The 16085-nt window shown below is 45.5% G+C and carries 13 protein-coding genes; 6 read left to right on the top strand and 7 right to left on the bottom strand.

The genetic code is table 11. The annotated features are described in order from the left end of the window. Positions 1 to 246: 246 nt before the first annotated feature. Both K7A41_RS02085 and msrA read left to right on the top strand, forming a co-directional pair. Complete coding sequence (locus K7A41_RS02085; protein ID WP_416221943.1) at positions 247 to 1227, top strand: N(4)-(beta-N-acetylglucosaminyl)-L-asparaginase; 981 nt, start codon at positions 247 to 249, stop codon at positions 1225 to 1227. Between the two features lie 106 nt (positions 1228 to 1333). Then, a complete protein-coding gene (gene msrA, locus K7A41_RS02080; protein WP_265712391.1) occupies positions 1334 to 1849 on the top strand; it encodes a peptide-methionine (S)-S-oxide reductase MsrA in 516 nt (171 codons plus the stop codon). Positions 1850 to 1936: 87 nt separating this feature from the next. Here the strand turns inward: msrA and K7A41_RS02075 are convergent, their stop codons facing one another. Continuing rightward, a complete protein-coding gene (locus tag K7A41_RS02075) occupies positions 1937 to 4642 on the bottom strand; it encodes a DNA gyrase/topoisomerase IV subunit A (protein WP_265712390.1) in 2706 nt (901 codons plus the stop codon). Positions 4643 to 4884: 242 nt separating this feature from the next. Here K7A41_RS02075 and K7A41_RS02070 point away from each other — a divergent pair, with 242 nt between their 5' ends. Continuing rightward, a complete protein-coding gene (locus K7A41_RS02070) occupies positions 4885 to 5274 on the top strand; it encodes a hypothetical protein (RefSeq protein WP_265712389.1) in 390 nt (129 codons plus the stop codon). On the opposite strand, the gene K7A41_RS02065 is transcribed toward K7A41_RS02070, so the two are convergent. Further along, positions 5271 to 5396: a hypothetical protein gene (locus K7A41_RS02065; protein ID WP_265712388.1), complete on the bottom strand. Its 126-nt coding sequence runs from the start codon at positions 5394 to 5396 to the stop codon at positions 5271 to 5273. The genes K7A41_RS02070 and K7A41_RS02065 overlap by 4 nt on opposite strands. Before the next feature lie 12 nt (positions 5397 to 5408). Between K7A41_RS02065 and K7A41_RS02060 the strand changes: the two genes are divergently transcribed. After that, positions 5409 to 7712, top strand: a complete 2304-nt coding sequence (locus K7A41_RS02060) for a TonB-dependent receptor domain-containing protein (RefSeq protein ID WP_265712387.1) — start codon at positions 5409 to 5411, stop codon at positions 7710 to 7712. 17 nt (positions 7713 to 7729) lie between these two features. Continuing rightward, on the top strand, positions 7730 to 9142 hold the full coding sequence (locus tag K7A41_RS02055) for an exo-alpha-sialidase (protein WP_265712386.1): 1413 nt from the start codon (positions 7730 to 7732) through the stop codon (positions 9140 to 9142). 68 nt (positions 9143 to 9210) lie between these two features. Here K7A41_RS02055 and K7A41_RS02050 read toward each other — a convergent pair whose 3' ends face one another. From K7A41_RS02050 to K7A41_RS02035, 4 genes are all read right to left on the bottom strand, one after another. Continuing rightward, complete coding sequence (locus tag K7A41_RS02050; RefSeq protein ID WP_265712385.1) at positions 9211 to 9897, bottom strand: ATP-binding cassette domain-containing protein; 687 nt, start codon at positions 9895 to 9897, stop codon at positions 9211 to 9213. Then, positions 9894 to 10808, bottom strand: coding sequence for a hypothetical protein (locus tag K7A41_RS02045; RefSeq protein ID WP_265712384.1), 915 nt, complete (start codon positions 10806 to 10808; stop codon positions 9894 to 9896). Before K7A41_RS02045 ends, K7A41_RS02050 begins: the two co-directional genes overlap by 4 nt. A 121-nt stretch (positions 10809 to 10929) precedes the next feature. Next, a complete protein-coding gene (locus tag K7A41_RS02040) occupies positions 10930 to 12099 on the bottom strand; it encodes an MFS transporter (RefSeq protein WP_265712383.1) in 1170 nt (389 codons plus the stop codon). A gap of 191 nt (positions 12100 to 12290) precedes the next feature. Further along, entirely contained in the window at positions 12291 to 13040 is a 750-nt protein-coding gene (locus K7A41_RS02035; protein WP_265712382.1) for a TrmH family RNA methyltransferase, read from the bottom strand. 8 nt (positions 13041 to 13048) lie between these two features. On the opposite strand from K7A41_RS02035, the gene K7A41_RS02030 reads away from it, so the two are divergent. After that, a complete protein-coding gene (locus K7A41_RS02030) occupies positions 13049 to 15400 on the top strand; it encodes a BamA/TamA family outer membrane protein (RefSeq protein ID WP_265712381.1) in 2352 nt (783 codons plus the stop codon). Positions 15401 to 15475: 75 nt separating this feature from the next. Here K7A41_RS02030 and K7A41_RS02025 read toward each other — a convergent pair whose 3' ends face one another. Further along, on the bottom strand, positions 15476 to 16003 hold the full coding sequence (locus tag K7A41_RS02025; protein ID WP_265712380.1) for a hypothetical protein: 528 nt from the start codon (positions 16001 to 16003) through the stop codon (positions 15476 to 15478). Between the last annotated feature and the right edge of the window lie 82 nt (positions 16004 to 16085).

Genomic DNA, 16085 nt, shown 5'->3' with positions numbered 1-16085 from the left:
TCTAATTTTAATTAATTTGTCTATTTGCTAAAACCATTTTGTATTATTGTCTATCCGCTGTGGATTGTCCTATCCGTACCGTAGCATACGCGATGCATCCGGGTGCTGTTGTGATCAGGGTACGATGCGGCAATGCTGGGCAAGCTTATAGGTCAAGCTTGCTAAAAAATATAAATAAGTAATAATAACGTAGATATGAATTCGAGACGTAATTTTATAAAGCAGGGGCTTTTCGCTGCCACGGCTATGGGTGCCCTGCAGGCGTTTGATGCAAAGGGGATAACAGTCGCTACGGAACGTAAGTTGAAAAATTATCCGATCGTTATATCCACCTGGGACTTTGGAATAGCTGCCAACAAAGCTGCCTGGGAAGTACTGTCAAAAGGAGGGAAAGCGCTTGATGCGGTCGAGCAGGGCGTTCGTGTACCGGAAGCCGACTTAAAGAATATGACCGTTGGCAAAGGCGGTTATCCGGATCGGGATGGACATGTGACTTTGGATGCCTGCATTATGGACGCGGACGGTAATTGTGGTGCTGTGGCAGGCCTGGAGAACATCGGGCACCCGATATCGGTCGCCCGGCTGGTGATGGAAAAAACACCTCATGTGATGCTGGTAGGCGACGGAGCTTTGCAGTTTGCCTTGGAAAACGGTTTTGAAAAAGAGAATCTTTTGACCCCTGAAGGAGAAAGAGCCTGGAAGGAATGGCTGAAAGAAAAAAAATACAAACCAGTCGTCAATATCGAGAACAAGTCATTCGCTGCCGAACGGCTGCCGGGCAACCAATATAATCACGACACCATCGGTATGCTAGCCCTGGATGCTAATGGAAATATCGCTGGAGCTTGTACAACAAGTGGTATGGCATTTAAAATGCATGGTCGGGTGGGCGATAGTCCGATTATTGGTGCAGGGCTCTATGTAGATAATGAAGTTGGGGGAGCGACATCTACTGGAGTGGGAGAGGAGGTCATTCGCAATGTGGGCAGTTTTCTCGTGGTGGAGTTGATGCGTCAGGGGTATTCGCCTGAAGATGCCTGCAAAGAAGCCGTCATGCGTATTGTCAAGAAGAAGCCCGCCATAGCCAAAGAAATACAGGTAGGATTTCTGGCGATCAATAAAAAAGGGGAATATGGTGCCTATGCCTTGCAACAGGGATTCTCTTATGCCGTATGCGATGGTAAACAGCAGGACTTGCTGATTAAAGGCAAACATTATTATAAATAATCAGCCCGGACGATTGATCGCAACATCATAAAAACAGAGGATAATCGAAGTTTGGATATCTTTGCATAAATTTGTCGCAATACTCATTACTCAATACTAATAAAATATGAAAGCAACATTTGGAGGCGGATGTTTCTGGTGTACTGAAGTGATTTTCCAGCATACCGAAGGAGTCACATCGGTATTGCCGGGATATATGGGGGGACATGTGGACAACCCGACTTACGAACAGGTTTGTACCGGCACAACAGACCATGTTGAAGTTGTTGAACTCGAATACGATGAAGATCTAGTCAATTACGAGGATCTGCTGAAAATTTTTTTCAGGACACATAATCCGACGACGTTAAACCGTCAGGGCAATGACGTAGGGACGCAGTACCGTTCGGTGGTATTCTATCATAATGAAGAACAGGAAATACTGGCCAAAAATTTCATTGACGAGCTAGAGAACGAGGGAGTATACGATGATCCTATTGTAACGGCAGTGGAACCGGCTTCTACCTTCTGGCTGGCTGAAGACTATCACCATAATTATTTTAACGACCACCCCGAAAATCCGTTCTGTTCGGTAGTAATCGCACCGAAACTTCAGAAATTTCTCAAAGAATTTAAGTCGTAAAAAAAGGTGGAGTCCAACCGTTGGACTCCACCTTTTTTACGATTCTATAGGTCTTCTTACAGTATCATTCAGTAAGTCGATTCACCTTTAAAACATTTCCATCTGTCCATTATCATCAATCTGTATATCGTCCGGATTGGTGATTTCCAATTTGATATCATCTTCCTTTTTATCTTCTGTCCGTGCGCCTTCCGGTGCGGTAACGGTGGTCGTAGGTGTGTCTCCATTGCTTTCGGCTGTCGATTTTTCTCTTTCACTGAGGTCCTCATCAGGTGTGAGCAGTGAGACCGTTTTTACAGTATGGAAGGAAAGACGGTTGCCTTGTGCCTTCATACCTTTGATATCAATAATCTCCGTTAACGGCTGTTCCAAGGTCTCTTCCGTCTGAGATTTACCTTTCAGGATGTCCAGTTGGACTACCGGCTCGGCTGCGTTGCTCAGCAAGACCAGTTTGGAGCCGGGCTCTTCATTGATAAAAGAAATTCTTTTACCAATAGGTTGTTCGTCAAATTTAAAGCGTTTGACATAGTAGGTTCCGCTTTTACCGTCTTGATGAACAGCGGTATACACATGTTCGGGGTAATATTTCTCGATGCGGATCATCTTTTCATCGAAGTGATTGCTCAGATCGAAGTTGGACAATTCATAGCTACCATCGGACATGACGACCAAAATTTTGTCATCGCCGTCAAACTCACCTAAATATTGCCCTCGCTCATCTGCGTTCAATCGTTTCATAATCGCATCGTACCAGATTTTACGGCCAGCAAGTGTCGATACACCGGCACTTTTGAAAGTGATTTTCTTAATCGGGTATTTCGAAACGATGTTTCCCTGAGATGCACGCCCTTTGATGGCAATTTCTGCAAAATCCATGTCGAAATTCAGCTTCCGTAATTTCGTGTGCGGCTTGAGCTGTACATTGACGACTTCCGCTTCGCCGTTTGGATTTGCGGTAAAATATAATATCTTGGACCCTTTGGATCCTTTGGATACATCATATTCTTTATCCCGTGTGACGCCGACCACTGCAAAACGTTTGATGTAGCTGGTACCTGTTGCACCTTCCTTGTAAATAGCATTGTATATGGTACGTTCGTCTCCTTTTTTGAAAACAGCCACATGAATGATGCCCTTACCCACAAAGACCTTGTCCTGGATTTTGGTCACCACATATTTCCCATCTTCACGGAATACGATAATATCATCAATATCCGAACAGTCGCAGACAAATTCATCTTTTTTCATGCCCGAACCGATAAATCCTTCTTCACGGTTGACATAGAGTTTGGTATTTGCCAGAGCGACCTGAGTGGCTTCTACTTTGTCGAATACCCGCAATTCAGTCTTGCGTTGGCGATCTTTGCCATACTTTTCACGGAGTTTTTCAAACCAGGCAATAGCATATTCGGTAAGCTGACGTAGGTTGCGCTTTACTTCCTTAATGTCGTTTTCGAGCGCTTTCATCATTTCGTCTGCTTTTTTAACATCGAAACGGGTTATGCTGCTCATCGGTTTGTCGATCAATTTTTTGTAGTCTTCAGGACGAATCTCGCGATAAAACTGATCGAAAAACGGTTCAAACAGGCGGTTTAATACTACGACGACAGTGTCGAAGTCACCTGCGTTTTCGTAGTCAGCATGTTTGTACATGCCTTCTTGTATGAATATCTTTAACAAACTGCTGAAGAAGATCTTTTCCTGAAGGTCATTAAGACGGATCTCCAGTTCCTGCTTCAACAGATTTTTGGTGTTTTTGGTGTTCTCGATCAAGATGTCATTGACACTCATAAATTGAGGTTTTTCTCCCTTGATTACACAGGTATTCGGTGAGATGGAAACCTCGCAGGCGGTGAATGCATAGAGCGCATCAATGGTGACATCGGGGGATATTCCCGGAGCCAAATGCACGATGATCTCCACATTCTCTGCCGTGTTGTCCTCTATCTTCTTGATCTTGATCTTTCCTTTGTCGTTTGCCGTGACTACACTTTCTATCAGTCCACCTGTAGTGGTGCCGAAAGGGATCTCGGTGATCGCCAGCGTCTTTTTGTCGCGTTCTTCGATTTTTGCACGCACGCGGATTTTGCCACCGCGTTGTCCTTCATTATAGTTGGAAACATCGGCCATACCGCCCGTTGGAAAATCCGGGAAAATATTTGGGCGTTCGCCATTCAATACCTGAATAGATCCGTCGATAAGCTCAATAAAGTTGTGTGGCATGATCTTCGTCGCTAGCCCGACTGCAATACCTTCTGCACCTTGTGCTAAAAGCAACGGAAATTTGACGGGTAATGTAACCGGTTCGCGGTTACGACCATCGTAGCTCAGCTGCCATTCCGTCGTTTCAGGATTGAAGACAACCTCATTGGCAAATTTGGAGAGTCGCCCCTCGATATACCGGGGAGCCGCTGCCGAGTCTCCAGTAATGGGATCACCCCAGTTACCCTGGCAGTCAATTAGCAGGTCTTTTTGGCCCAGCTGCACCATCGCATCGCCAATAGATGCGTCACCATGAGGGTGATATTTCATGGTGTTACCGATCACATTGGCGGCCTTATTATATCTCCCATCGTCCATTTCTTTCAGAGAATGGAGTATCCGGCGCTGTACCGGCTTAAAGCCGTCATTTATATGGGGTACTGCTCTGTCCAGGATGACATAGGACGCATAATCTAAAAACCAGTTTTCGTAAAGCCCTGATAAAGGTATCGTCTGACTGCCACTTTCTGTTCTTTCTGATCCTAATTCTTCCGGATTATCTTCCGTTGGGAAGTTTGTTTCGTCACTCATTTACTCAGCAATAGATTAAATTGTACAATACAGAAATATTCAAATTTTATTTTATTCGAACGTGTAAAAATACAAAACCATTTTGTTTTATCCCAGTGAATCTGTGAAAAGTTAAAAAAATTAGCTTTCACAACTAACTATATTAGCTTTTTTCGATTAGGGAGCTTATATGCAGATCAGTATATGCGATATTTTTATTTTTACAGCCATAATCGGAAAAATTATTAATAGTTTTGTGGCAGGTGTTAAAGACGTTAATCACATACCAGAAGATAGGCATCCCGCTTCTGTTGATGGCATTGCTGCTGCAGGCATTCAACAAGACTTTGCTTGTGGGCGATTATTATCTCCATACGGACCGATATGCGAAAAACTGTGAAAACACGTTGAAGACCTGGATGCATTGCGACGGAAAGTGCCAGCTTTCCAAATTAATAAAAAAGCAGCAGGAAGACGAGAAAAAGCAACAGGAAAAAAGAAATGATCGGGGAAGTGAATATTACTGCTTTGTTTCGTACAGCTTTGGCGCTCCGTTTATTCCGGTTGATGAAGATGAAAAGCTCTTTAGCGCGCTTCCCGAAGTAAAAACAATAGAACAACCACGTTCCATTTTTAAACCACCCATCAGCTAGATTTCATTTGTGGCATCTCTATTGTTGCGCGCATTCGCGGGCAGGAATTCCGTGCCGGTTGTTTTTTCGAAAGGCATATCTGCCTGGCTTAAATAACAAAGGAAAGTATCTTTTTCTTTCACATACTATTTTTAATGAAATCACTAAAAGGCTATTTACTATGTGCCGTCGCCGTTATTGTTTGCGAATGGGCGACTGCACAGCAATATAACGTTAAGGGACGTGTTTATGATCTGCTGACACAAGTTCCATTACAGGGGGTATCGATCAAAATTTCGCAGCAGGAAATCATAACGTCTGACCATCTAGGGTATTTCCAGTTTAGCACAGACCGTACAGAAGGGATGTTGGGCATCTCCATGCTTGGCTATAAACAACAATCTGTGCCGTACGACGTAGGGGACAAGGAACTTAATATTCAGCTCGAGGCCGATGAGGTGCATCTGAATGAAGTCCGCGTTGGAGCTTTTCTGAGCAATAAATCCATAAAAGAAACCGCAGGAGCGATTGCCATTATTACCGACAATCAGATCCGTCAAGGCAGTGGAGTATCACTTCAGGGAGCGTTAAACAGTATCCCTGGCGTCCGGATGGACCAGAGTACTCTGTCAGAAGCCCGAATTTCCATTCGTGGAAATGGTGTGAGGGCCCAATACGGAATCCGCAATGTCAAAATATATGTCAACGACATACCGGTCACGGAGGCAGACGGGACTTCACGAATTGAAGCACTTGATGTAAATGATCTGGGCAATGCAGAAATTATCAAAGGCCCGGCCTCCAGTATATACGGCGGCGGTACGGGTGGCGTGATTAATTTTCAGTTGATGCGTTCGCCTTATCAGGAGCAGAGTCTCGAGGTTTCGGCCTTAGCGGGGTCCTACGGGCTCAGGCGCTTGGCGACAGCCTATCGTTCGGGAGGAGATAAAATGAATAGCTATGTTTCTTATGGCTGGCAACAATATAATGGCTACCGGGATCATAGCGAAGACAAGCGACGTTTCTTTACGGGTAACTTCCAGTTTTTCCCGTCTCCCAAACGTACAGTCACTGTTTTGCTCAATAGAACTTCCCAGGACTCCCAGATACCGGGTTCACTTACACAGGCACAAGTCGACGACAACCCGAAGCAGGCAAATGCCAGTAACCTGGATAAGCAAGCCGCACGTTACCAAAATTGGACCCGCATAGGTTTGGGGCAACAGTATCTCTTCAATGACCGTTTTTCAAATTCCACCAGTATTTTCACCTATTTCTACGATCTGGATCATCCATTGCCATACGCTTATTTAAGAAATTACTATCAGAGTTATGGCGGTAGAACCAGGTTTACCTATGATGCTGGAATAAAGCTTTTTCCCACAACCTTTACCGTGGGGGTCGAGTTCAACCGAGCACTTACCAAAGGGGTTCAGTATGTAAACGAACATGGTACCGAAGGGGCAATCAGCGGGAATAGCGATTATAAGAATGGCTTATATTCTTTGTTCTATCAATCGACTACCGCCATCGGTAAAAAGACTGCATTGACCCTGGGGGTAAGTTATACTGGTATCAGCTACAAGGTGAAGGATTACCTGATCTCCACACGAAGTGGTACCAAGCGTTTTAATCCGCAGGCCTCACCAAGAATAGCTTTAAGCCACAACTTTGGCCATGCGCTCTCCCTGCATGGAAGTATTAGCGCAGGGTTCTCTCCGCCTTCAAGCTCCGAGATACAAAATGAAGACCGGTCCATCAATACACGGATACAGGCCGAAAAGGGCACCAACTACGAACTGAATGCGAAAGGCAGTTTCTTTGACTCGCGGCTGTCGTATGAACTTGACCTCTTTAAGATGAACATGAAGGGTGAACTTATCGCACAGTCCATCCAGCAGGGAATCACGGTTTATAATAATTCTGGCCGGACAGACCACAAAGGAGCCGAACTGTCGATCGCTTACTTGCCGGTCAGAGCAAGCGATGGGCATGTGGTGACGCTGTTGCGTCCCTATGTTGCATTGACTTATTCAGACTTTAAATTCGTGGATTATAAGATACTCGGACCCCAAAATGAGGTAACCGCTGCGTACGATGGAAACGATCTTACAGGCATAGCGCCATGGGTAGCCAACGCAGGCCTACAGATGGAAACTAGATTGGGAATCTACTTTTTCGGAAGTTATTACTTTAACGACAGACTGCCTGTTAACGACGCCAATACGGTATTCAACGCTGCTTATCAGCTGCTCAACGCGAAAATCGGATGGAAAAAAGAATTTGCGAAGCATTTTGTAGTCAACGTGTATGGCGGGATGGACAATATCACCAATAGAAACTATAGTTCGCTGATTTCTCTGAATGCAAGCGGCTGGAATGGTGGACCGGCACCCTACTTTAACCCTTCGCCGCGAAGGAATGGATACGGAGGATTCAATTTAAAATACAGTTTTTAGTTATATATTTTTTTATCATGAAAAAGTTCCTTCTTTTATATACGGTCATCGCGAGCCTACTGCAGGCCTGTAATACGGGTGAGCACGAGAACACGGCACGGCACCCCGTTCTGATTTCGAAAGCTAATGCTGGAGCATCTTGTGTGTTTTTGACAAAGGACCATAGAGACCTGCCGGTTATCAGCTGGGTCGAACAGGATAGCCTAAAAAATAAACACTTTTATTTTTCAAGTTGGGATACAGTTACCGGCCGGTTTGGCGCAGCGGTCACCGTGCCCATCGAACCGAATACCAGCATACATGAGGAGGGAATGCCTAAAATCGCATTTAAGGCCGAGGGGACTATTGTTGCAATATACGAGACCTCTGTGCCTTCTTCCAAAAGTAAATGGGGCTTGAGCGATATTCAATATACGATGTCCTATAACGGTGGCATAACCTGGACGGAACGAAAATCAATTCAGTCAAATCCTGCCTTACTGGGATCCCGGTCCTTTGCAGACATCATACGTCTCGATGACGGGGAGGTAGCGGTGTCCTGGCTGGATACCGATCCTGTAAGATCTGAACTAGGCAGGCCTGTGAAATTTGCAAAAACCAGCGGACAGAGCGGTTTTAGAGAAGCTGTATTGGTGGATTCTGCAGCTTGCCAGTGTTGTCGTACCGCGATGAGCACAAATGGGCAAGGACAGGTCAATGTGGTCTTTCGGGATCTTCTACCGGGATCTGTCAGGGATATCTCCATCAGTGTCTCTTCAGATAACGGATTGAACTTCGGTAAGCCCCAACCTTTTAGTGGAGACCATTGGGTTGTGGATGGCTGTCCGCATAATGGCCCGTCCGTTGTATTCCGTAAGGATACAAAATATGTCACCTGGTATACAGGTGCCAAGCAGGGCGGGGTTTATTACGCGGCGCTGGATGGCAACAACAAAACGCTGGTGAAACGTGAGCTCAGCCGTGCAGGACGATTTGTGCAGCTCACCATGATGCCTAATGGAGACCGCGTGGCCGCATTCGATGTTACTTGTGAAGAAGGCGGGAAGACATTTAAGAAAATCATGCTCAATAAAATCCAAGATAAGGAATTTCTGGAAAAAGAAGTCTCCTTACCGTCATCACATGCTTCTTATCCGGTTATAACAACGTTGGGAAAAGATCAGGTAGTGGTGGCCTGGACAGATGATAGCAAGGTATACTATACACTTGAAAACAGCGCTGCGATCAATCGTGTTGTTCAGGAAGATGCAGCAGGGCATTCGGCCACAGGCGAAACAGGTACATCCGCAGCGCTTGCGACGTCAAAAGACCCCGTGTGCGGAATGATGGTCAGCGCAACAGCCGAATCGGAACAGGTGGTGAAGGATGGCCAGATCATCAGATTTTGCAGTCCTGCCTGTAAACGAACATTCTTAAGTAAGGTACATTAGCGTGCAGTACCGCAAAGGCGCATCTCGAAAAGCAACAATCTTCTTGAAAGGATGGTTGCTTTTCTTGTTTAGAAATCCTGCTGCCACAGTTTGTCAATGTCTTTCTTCAAGATCCGCTCTTTCATCTCCTCTTCAAAGTGATCAAACGCGTCGCTGCTCACCGATTGACTGATGCCGCCGGCTTCCAATAACAATATGTCATCGCAGGTATCCTTTAAAGTCGAAAAGATATGTGACGAAATCAATATGGTCTTTCCCATCCCTTTCAGCCGCAGGATGATTTCCGTCAGGATGACGCTGCTTTGTAAGTCTATGCCATTGAAAGGCTCGTCCAGAATGTAGCAACTGTTATCCTGTAGCAGAGTGGCCGTCAAGGCAAGCTTTTTCTTCATACCGGTCGAATAAGAACTGGCATATTCCCGTAGTGGTAGGTCGAAGATATTTCTTTCGTTGAGATTTCTGATTTTCTTTCCACGGGCATCCGTCAACAGATAGATATATTCCTCGCCTGTTAGTTTTGAAAGGAAATAAGGATCGGCAGTTAGGTACCCGAGATTATTTTTAAGGGGCCGTAGATCCGACTTAATGCCGCCCTCGGCACTTTCTAGCCCTGCAATACAGCGAAAGAGTGTTGTCTTTCCTGCACCGTTCTCGCCGACAATGCCATATGCCTTACCGCTGGCAAAGGTATAACTGATCTGCCGGAGAACACGATGCTGTCCAAAAGATTTGCTGAGGTTGTTAAGTTCGATCATAAATGATTTTTTAGGTTGCTGATTGCTTTGATATAATAAAACGGCAATAATGCTAATATCAAAGGATAAAAACTAAAGCATAATATCAGGACGAATACCTCTGGGAAATTGATCTCCCTTGGAAAAGCAACATACTTGAGTGTGATGGCAAAAGGAAGCAGAAGGAGTATGCCAGCTAAAACGATGCCGGCGTTAAACCAGTCCGCGGGAAAGAACAGCACAAAAATCAGCAGGAGCGGAAGCGTTAATATCAGACAATGCAGGATGCCCCTTCCCAATTTTCGCATCAGAAAACCTTTTGCTGTATGGTGGTCATTCCAGAGGTAGAAAATAGGTTCGGGCAGTTGATAGTAGCAAATGCAGGTGAGGGCAATACAGGCAACACAGAACAAGACAAGGTTGGGATTGGCTACATAAAATCCAATGCCGGCAAGTACATAGAGAACGAGCAGCAGCAGATAACTCCGTCTGAATCCAATAATAAATTCAAAAGGTTGTTTGGTGAATGGGGTCGGAATGGATCTGCCGAAGGTCCTAAAGGACAAAAAGGCAAAAACAATGGACAGTACCGCTAATAAACATACATACCACCATTGATCATGGAGCAGAAGAATGACCAGTGAGGGCGAGATCAGCAGGCTGTTTTCCCATAATCTGATTTTGTGAAAATCTATCTTACGAAATGTATTTTTGAGAAAATCATTTCTGTTTTTTTCTGTCAGGAGGAAAAGCATCTGAAAGTTGCCAAGCACGATAGCATAGCAGCCGAATATCGGGTATTGAGCCAGAGCGTGGTAGACTGCATAACCTAATGCGAGCAACAGGAGGAAAGCGGCCACAACAGGCAGGCCTGTATCCTTGATATGACGGGATAGTAACCTATACTGGAGTTTTAAATAGTTGCTTACCATGCTAGCAAAAGTAAAAAATCAAAGTTAAAAACAGGCGGCTATCAGGCCGAATTGTTTTCCGCACCTGGGCCAATCTTCAAATCTTTTACGTAAGCTGGTGCACAGTGCCGGTCCGCGTTGATTAAGCCTTGTGCCTTCTCTGCCACATGGCCATATACAGCAACGCAATGAGTAGGACGGCCGCGTTCGCATACATAATTAAGGGGATGCGGAGAATAACATCGCCATAGTAAAGTCCTGCGAGCAGGGCGCCGAGTCCGATGCCTGCCTCCAGCGAAATATACATGGTTGCCACCGCTTTGCCGCGGTGTTCGGGCAGGCTGAGATCGATGGTCCAGGCATTGACTGCGGGCGAAAGTATCCCGGTACCAATACCGTAAATACTGGCACCTGTCATTAGGCCGATGAAACTGTCACCCACACCAATGACGGCCAGGGAGATCGCAATGATGACCAGGCCCACGATAATGACTTTGGGCCTGCCATAGCGGTCGGACACTTTACCCGATACAAATCGGATCATCACCGAAGCGATCGTGAATGCTAAGAAGAACAGCCCCTTGTTTTTGAGCCCGAGGTGCTCGCTCCAGTCGGGTATCAGCGTTAAGATGACACCGTAAGCGGTATACGATAAAAAGGTAACGATACCTGCAGGGAGGGCGCGCCATTCAATAATGTCCTTGCGGTCGATCTTAAGCATGGAGAGGGTAAACTTTTCCTTTTTAATTAAAGTCTCTTTCATATTGATGACGATGACAATCGATAACAGCGCCATCAGCGAGGAGCAATAGAACATAACGTTGATACCAAAAGCTTCGAAAATAGCACTGCCTATCGCAGGTCCCACTGCCGTCCCGATGCTGAATGCCAGACCGTGCATGCCAAGCGCTTCACCCCACCTTTTCTGGGGAACAAGGTCGGCCACATAAGCGGAGGTCGATGTCGGCTTGAAGCCCGTGGAGAATCCGTGGATCAGGCGAAGAAACAGAAAGCCCGCCACCGAGGTGAGAACAGGATATAAAAAACCACAGATAAAGCATACACATGAGCCGATGGCCATGACCGGGACACGTCCCCAGCGGTCTGTCAATTTACCGCTAAAGGGTCTTGAAATTCCAGCGGTCAAGGTGAACAATGCAATGATCAGACCTTTATATTCTGCACCGCCCAGACTGCTGAGATAATTGGGCAGTTCGGGGATGATCATATTGAAACTCGACGAAAATAAGAGGGAGCTTAAGCAGAGTAATATAAATTGAAGTGTATAGATGGATTTCTGTTCAGCTGGCATGATATACTGTTCTGATGTATGATCGTCCGAAAGTGTAGGAATAGTAGCTATTCATACACGCTTTCGGACGGATGGTCAAAGGTACAGTTTTGCTGTGATAATTTTCGCTTTTGCTGGAAATTCAGATGACCCGTCGTGGGACACGGCGCCCCGGATCTCCCCCTCATTATAGCGCGAAAAAAGGCCTTTGTTCAGGATAGTTTTTGTCGCGCGATTTCACTGCAGAATACCGTTGTCGCCACAGCGACATTTAGGGATTCGGCCTGTCCGATCCGTGGTATCGTGACGGCATGGTCTACCAGGTTCTCGATAGCGGCGCTGATGCCATTCCCCTCATTGCCCATCACGATGAGCCCTTCATTTCCCCAGTCCATTTGGTAGATAGACTGGCCGCGAAGCAGCGCACCATATACCGGCAGTTGTGTTTCGGCAATGAGTTTTTGTATGTCCGTATAGTGTATCTGGATTCTGGCAAGCGAGCCCATGGTTGCCTGTACCACCTTGGGGTTGTACGCATCCACTGTTCCTACCGAGCAGATGATATGGCTGATGCCAAACCATTCGGCCGTACGGATGATCGTACCCAAGTTGCCGGGGTCCTGTACATCATCCAGGACAATAGTAAAGCTGTTTTTTAGATCCACGATATCCAGACGCTGCGCTGCCGGGAGTTTGACCAGCGCGAGAACACCCTGCGGTGATTTTAGCGTACTAATCTTTTGAAATTCAGCCTCGGGGAGTGCATATGATTTTATATTATGCGAGATTTTACCCACTTTTGTGTTTGCGTCGCCTGTATAGAAAATAGATTCGACCTGATAGCTGGAGGACACAAATTCTGCAACGGACTTTATGCCTTCAACGATGAATAGGCCATGCTGCTTTCTATACTTTTTATTTTGTAGAGACGTTATTAGACTGATTTGCGCTTTTGACAACATTTTTATTGATGATTAAGTATCCTCGTTTTATCGGAATTGCAAGTATACTGCTTTTGACGCTATTTTTTGCATCTTGCCGGTCTTCAAAATATATCGATGACGACCAGGCTCTGGTTACAAAAGTACAGATTTCTGGCGTTGAGCCAGCATTGAAGGAATCCGCTGAAATGTATATTTCCAATCAGATCAGGCCCAACTCGCGTGTCAATCTATTTATCTATAACACGTTCAATACCAAAAACGGACGCTATAAGACCAAAAACATCCGGAATGTGGGCGAACCCCCACATTTGCTGGATTCTGCCATGGTGGATCTGTCTGCCAATCAGATTAAACGCTTTTTGTTCACCAAGGGGTATTTTAATCCCAAAGTCGATCCGGAAATCCGTGTTGTCAAAAAAAAGGCCCGCATTGATTTTCAAGTAGCTGCTGGTAATGCTTACCAGATCAGAAATATCAGCCGCAAGTTTGATGACAACGACGTGAAAGCCTTGTTTGAGCGTGATATACTGCCTTCCAGCGATGTGAAGCCAAATACACAGTACGATGCCGCCAAGTTGCTGGATGAGCGGGAGAAGATGTACGTCGTGATGCGCAATAATGGCTATTACGACTATCTGCGGCAGTACATGCGTGTGGGGATTGATTCGGCGGTCAACGGTAGCCTGATTGATCTAAAAATTAACGTCGAAAATCCCAGTGATTCTACGATACATAAAAGGTATCAGATTGATAGTGTTTATATGACTATTAGGAATTATGGTTCCATCTCCAAGAAAGGCCCACGCCAGATTTTGGACACAGCCAAGCGTCTGCTCTTTATTGATGAAACCAATAGTTTCAGGTATAAACCACTGGAACGTTATATGTATCTGCGCGCAGGACAATATTATTCACTTGCTGAAGAGAATAAGTCTTATGATCGTCTCTATGAGATGAATGGTTTCCGGTCGGTGAAAATACAATTTGTGAAAAAGGACTCCAACAAGCTCAATGTGCATTATGATTTTGTGCCCCGTCCTCGGATGGGCAACCAGATTGAAGGCGAGTATACATTCAGTTCGGGCATGAGTGGTTTTAACATCGGAAATACCTTTTCACAGCGCAATATTTTTGGCGGATCGGAGCAGTTGGAAGTTAAGCTGCGCTACGGAGTACTGTTTGATCCGCGTCTGTCGGGCGGACTTTCCAGCAAGATCTTTAATAATGATTTTCAGGCGGGCGTCAATCTGGTCATCCCTCGTCTGATGGTTCCGTTTCACATCAATCCTGGTGGTAAATATGGTCTGCCCAAGACGACCTATTCGATGACTTTGCAGCTCTTTGACCAAGATAGGACCTATTCAAACCGTTACTTTATCACCTCCTTGAACTATTCGTGGTACGAAACCGAAAATAAGTACCATAGTTTTACGCCTATCGTACTGGAGTACCGGGACGGAAGACTGGATTCCAATTTTCGGAAAAAACTCGAGCAGGAGGGCTACCAGTTGTATGTGCGTAGCAACGACCGCCAGTATTTTGGTTTGGGAACGCAGTATAACTTTATTCTCAATGGCAAGAAGCTCAACAGTAAGGACGACTTTCAGTATTTTCGGGGGACGATAGATGTCAGTGGCAACGTGCTGGACCTGATTAGCAGTTTAGCTAAGCTGTCGACCAATGCTGATGGTGAAAAAAAGATCTTTGGTGTGCCTTTCCTTCAATATGCGAAGACCGAGCTTGATTACCGTCTGTACCGAAACCTGGGCGGCAACAGGCAATTTGTTTTTCGTTTTAATCCGGGGATTGCGATCCCTTACGGAAACAATTCGAAGCTATTGATCTTTGAAAAGAGCTTTTACAGCGGGGGGATGAACGGCATACGGGCCTGGCAGGCACGTACGTTAGGGCCGGGATCGTACAATAGACAAAACCTCAGTGAGGATCTTAGGCTCAATTTACGGAATCTGGATCAGCTGGGTGAAATAAAACTGGAGGCAAATGCCGAATATCGCTTCCGGCTGCTCAATAATTTTCTGGGCGCTAAGATGAACGGGGCGACCTTTGTCGATATGGGTAATGTGTGGCGGCTGAAAAAAGATGAAGAACTAAATCCCGGTGGTGAATTTAAGTTCAACAAATTTTTGGGGCAAGTGGCTATAGGTACCGGTTTTGGACTCCGTTTTGATTCCGACTACTTCGTCATCCGCCTGGATGCAGGTCTCAAGGTCAAGGACCCACAGTTTTCGGGTAGCGACCAGTGGGTGATCAAGCATTTCTTTGATTCCAAAGAGTTCAAGCAACAGTACTATGATACGCATAGGCCCGACCGATATAATTTCATCCAGTATAATTTTGGGATCGGTATGCCATTTTAGTGGGAGCAATTTTAGGGACAACTGGGCCTAGAGTAGTGAGGGCTTGATATTGTTTCGTTGGTTTCAGAGCAGCAGCTATCCGATAAGGTTTTTCAGGCTGGAAAAGATGGACTCAAAAATTTTGCTCAGGTCTAATCCCTGCGAATGGTTGAAGATAAAAAAAACGATTGCTAAAGCTATGGCGGTCATAATGACTTTTTTAAACATATAGGCGATACCCAGCACTATTGCCGGAATAATCAAAAACATCAGGCCGCTGATCGCGAAAGGGGACAACCCACTGTCACTTTTGAAGATATAAAATAGTCGGCCCTTGGATCCTTGCTGATTTTTGTGACTGAAGAAAACAAATGTCGACGACTCGATTTTCTGGTTGGGTACCGCAACACCATCGTGAAATTGCAGTGCCTGTGAAAAGCCATTGATCGTAAATGTATAGTTGCCATTGATCGTCTCGTTGGTATGGCCTAAAGAATCCAGGGCCACGATAGCAAGCTTGCCATTTTTGGATAGGTTTTCTTTGACGACGAAATTCTGGATATTTTGTTGCTGCGCAGCTGCCCAGAAAGGGATCAATAATAGAAAAAATATAATCTTTTTCATCCTATAAATTGTCTAGCGGATTTAACCTCATCCGAATAAACGAGCAGCTTAACCCCTAACACATCCATTCAAAATGAGATTG

This window comes from Sphingobacterium sp. InxBP1 (assembly GCF_026191775.1).
In the GTDB taxonomy this organism is placed as follows: domain Bacteria; phylum Bacteroidota; class Bacteroidia; order Sphingobacteriales; family Sphingobacteriaceae; genus Sphingobacterium; species Sphingobacterium thalpophilum.
Note: the sequence above shows the minus strand (reverse complement) of the source record. Positions and strands in the feature narration are given on the sequence as shown.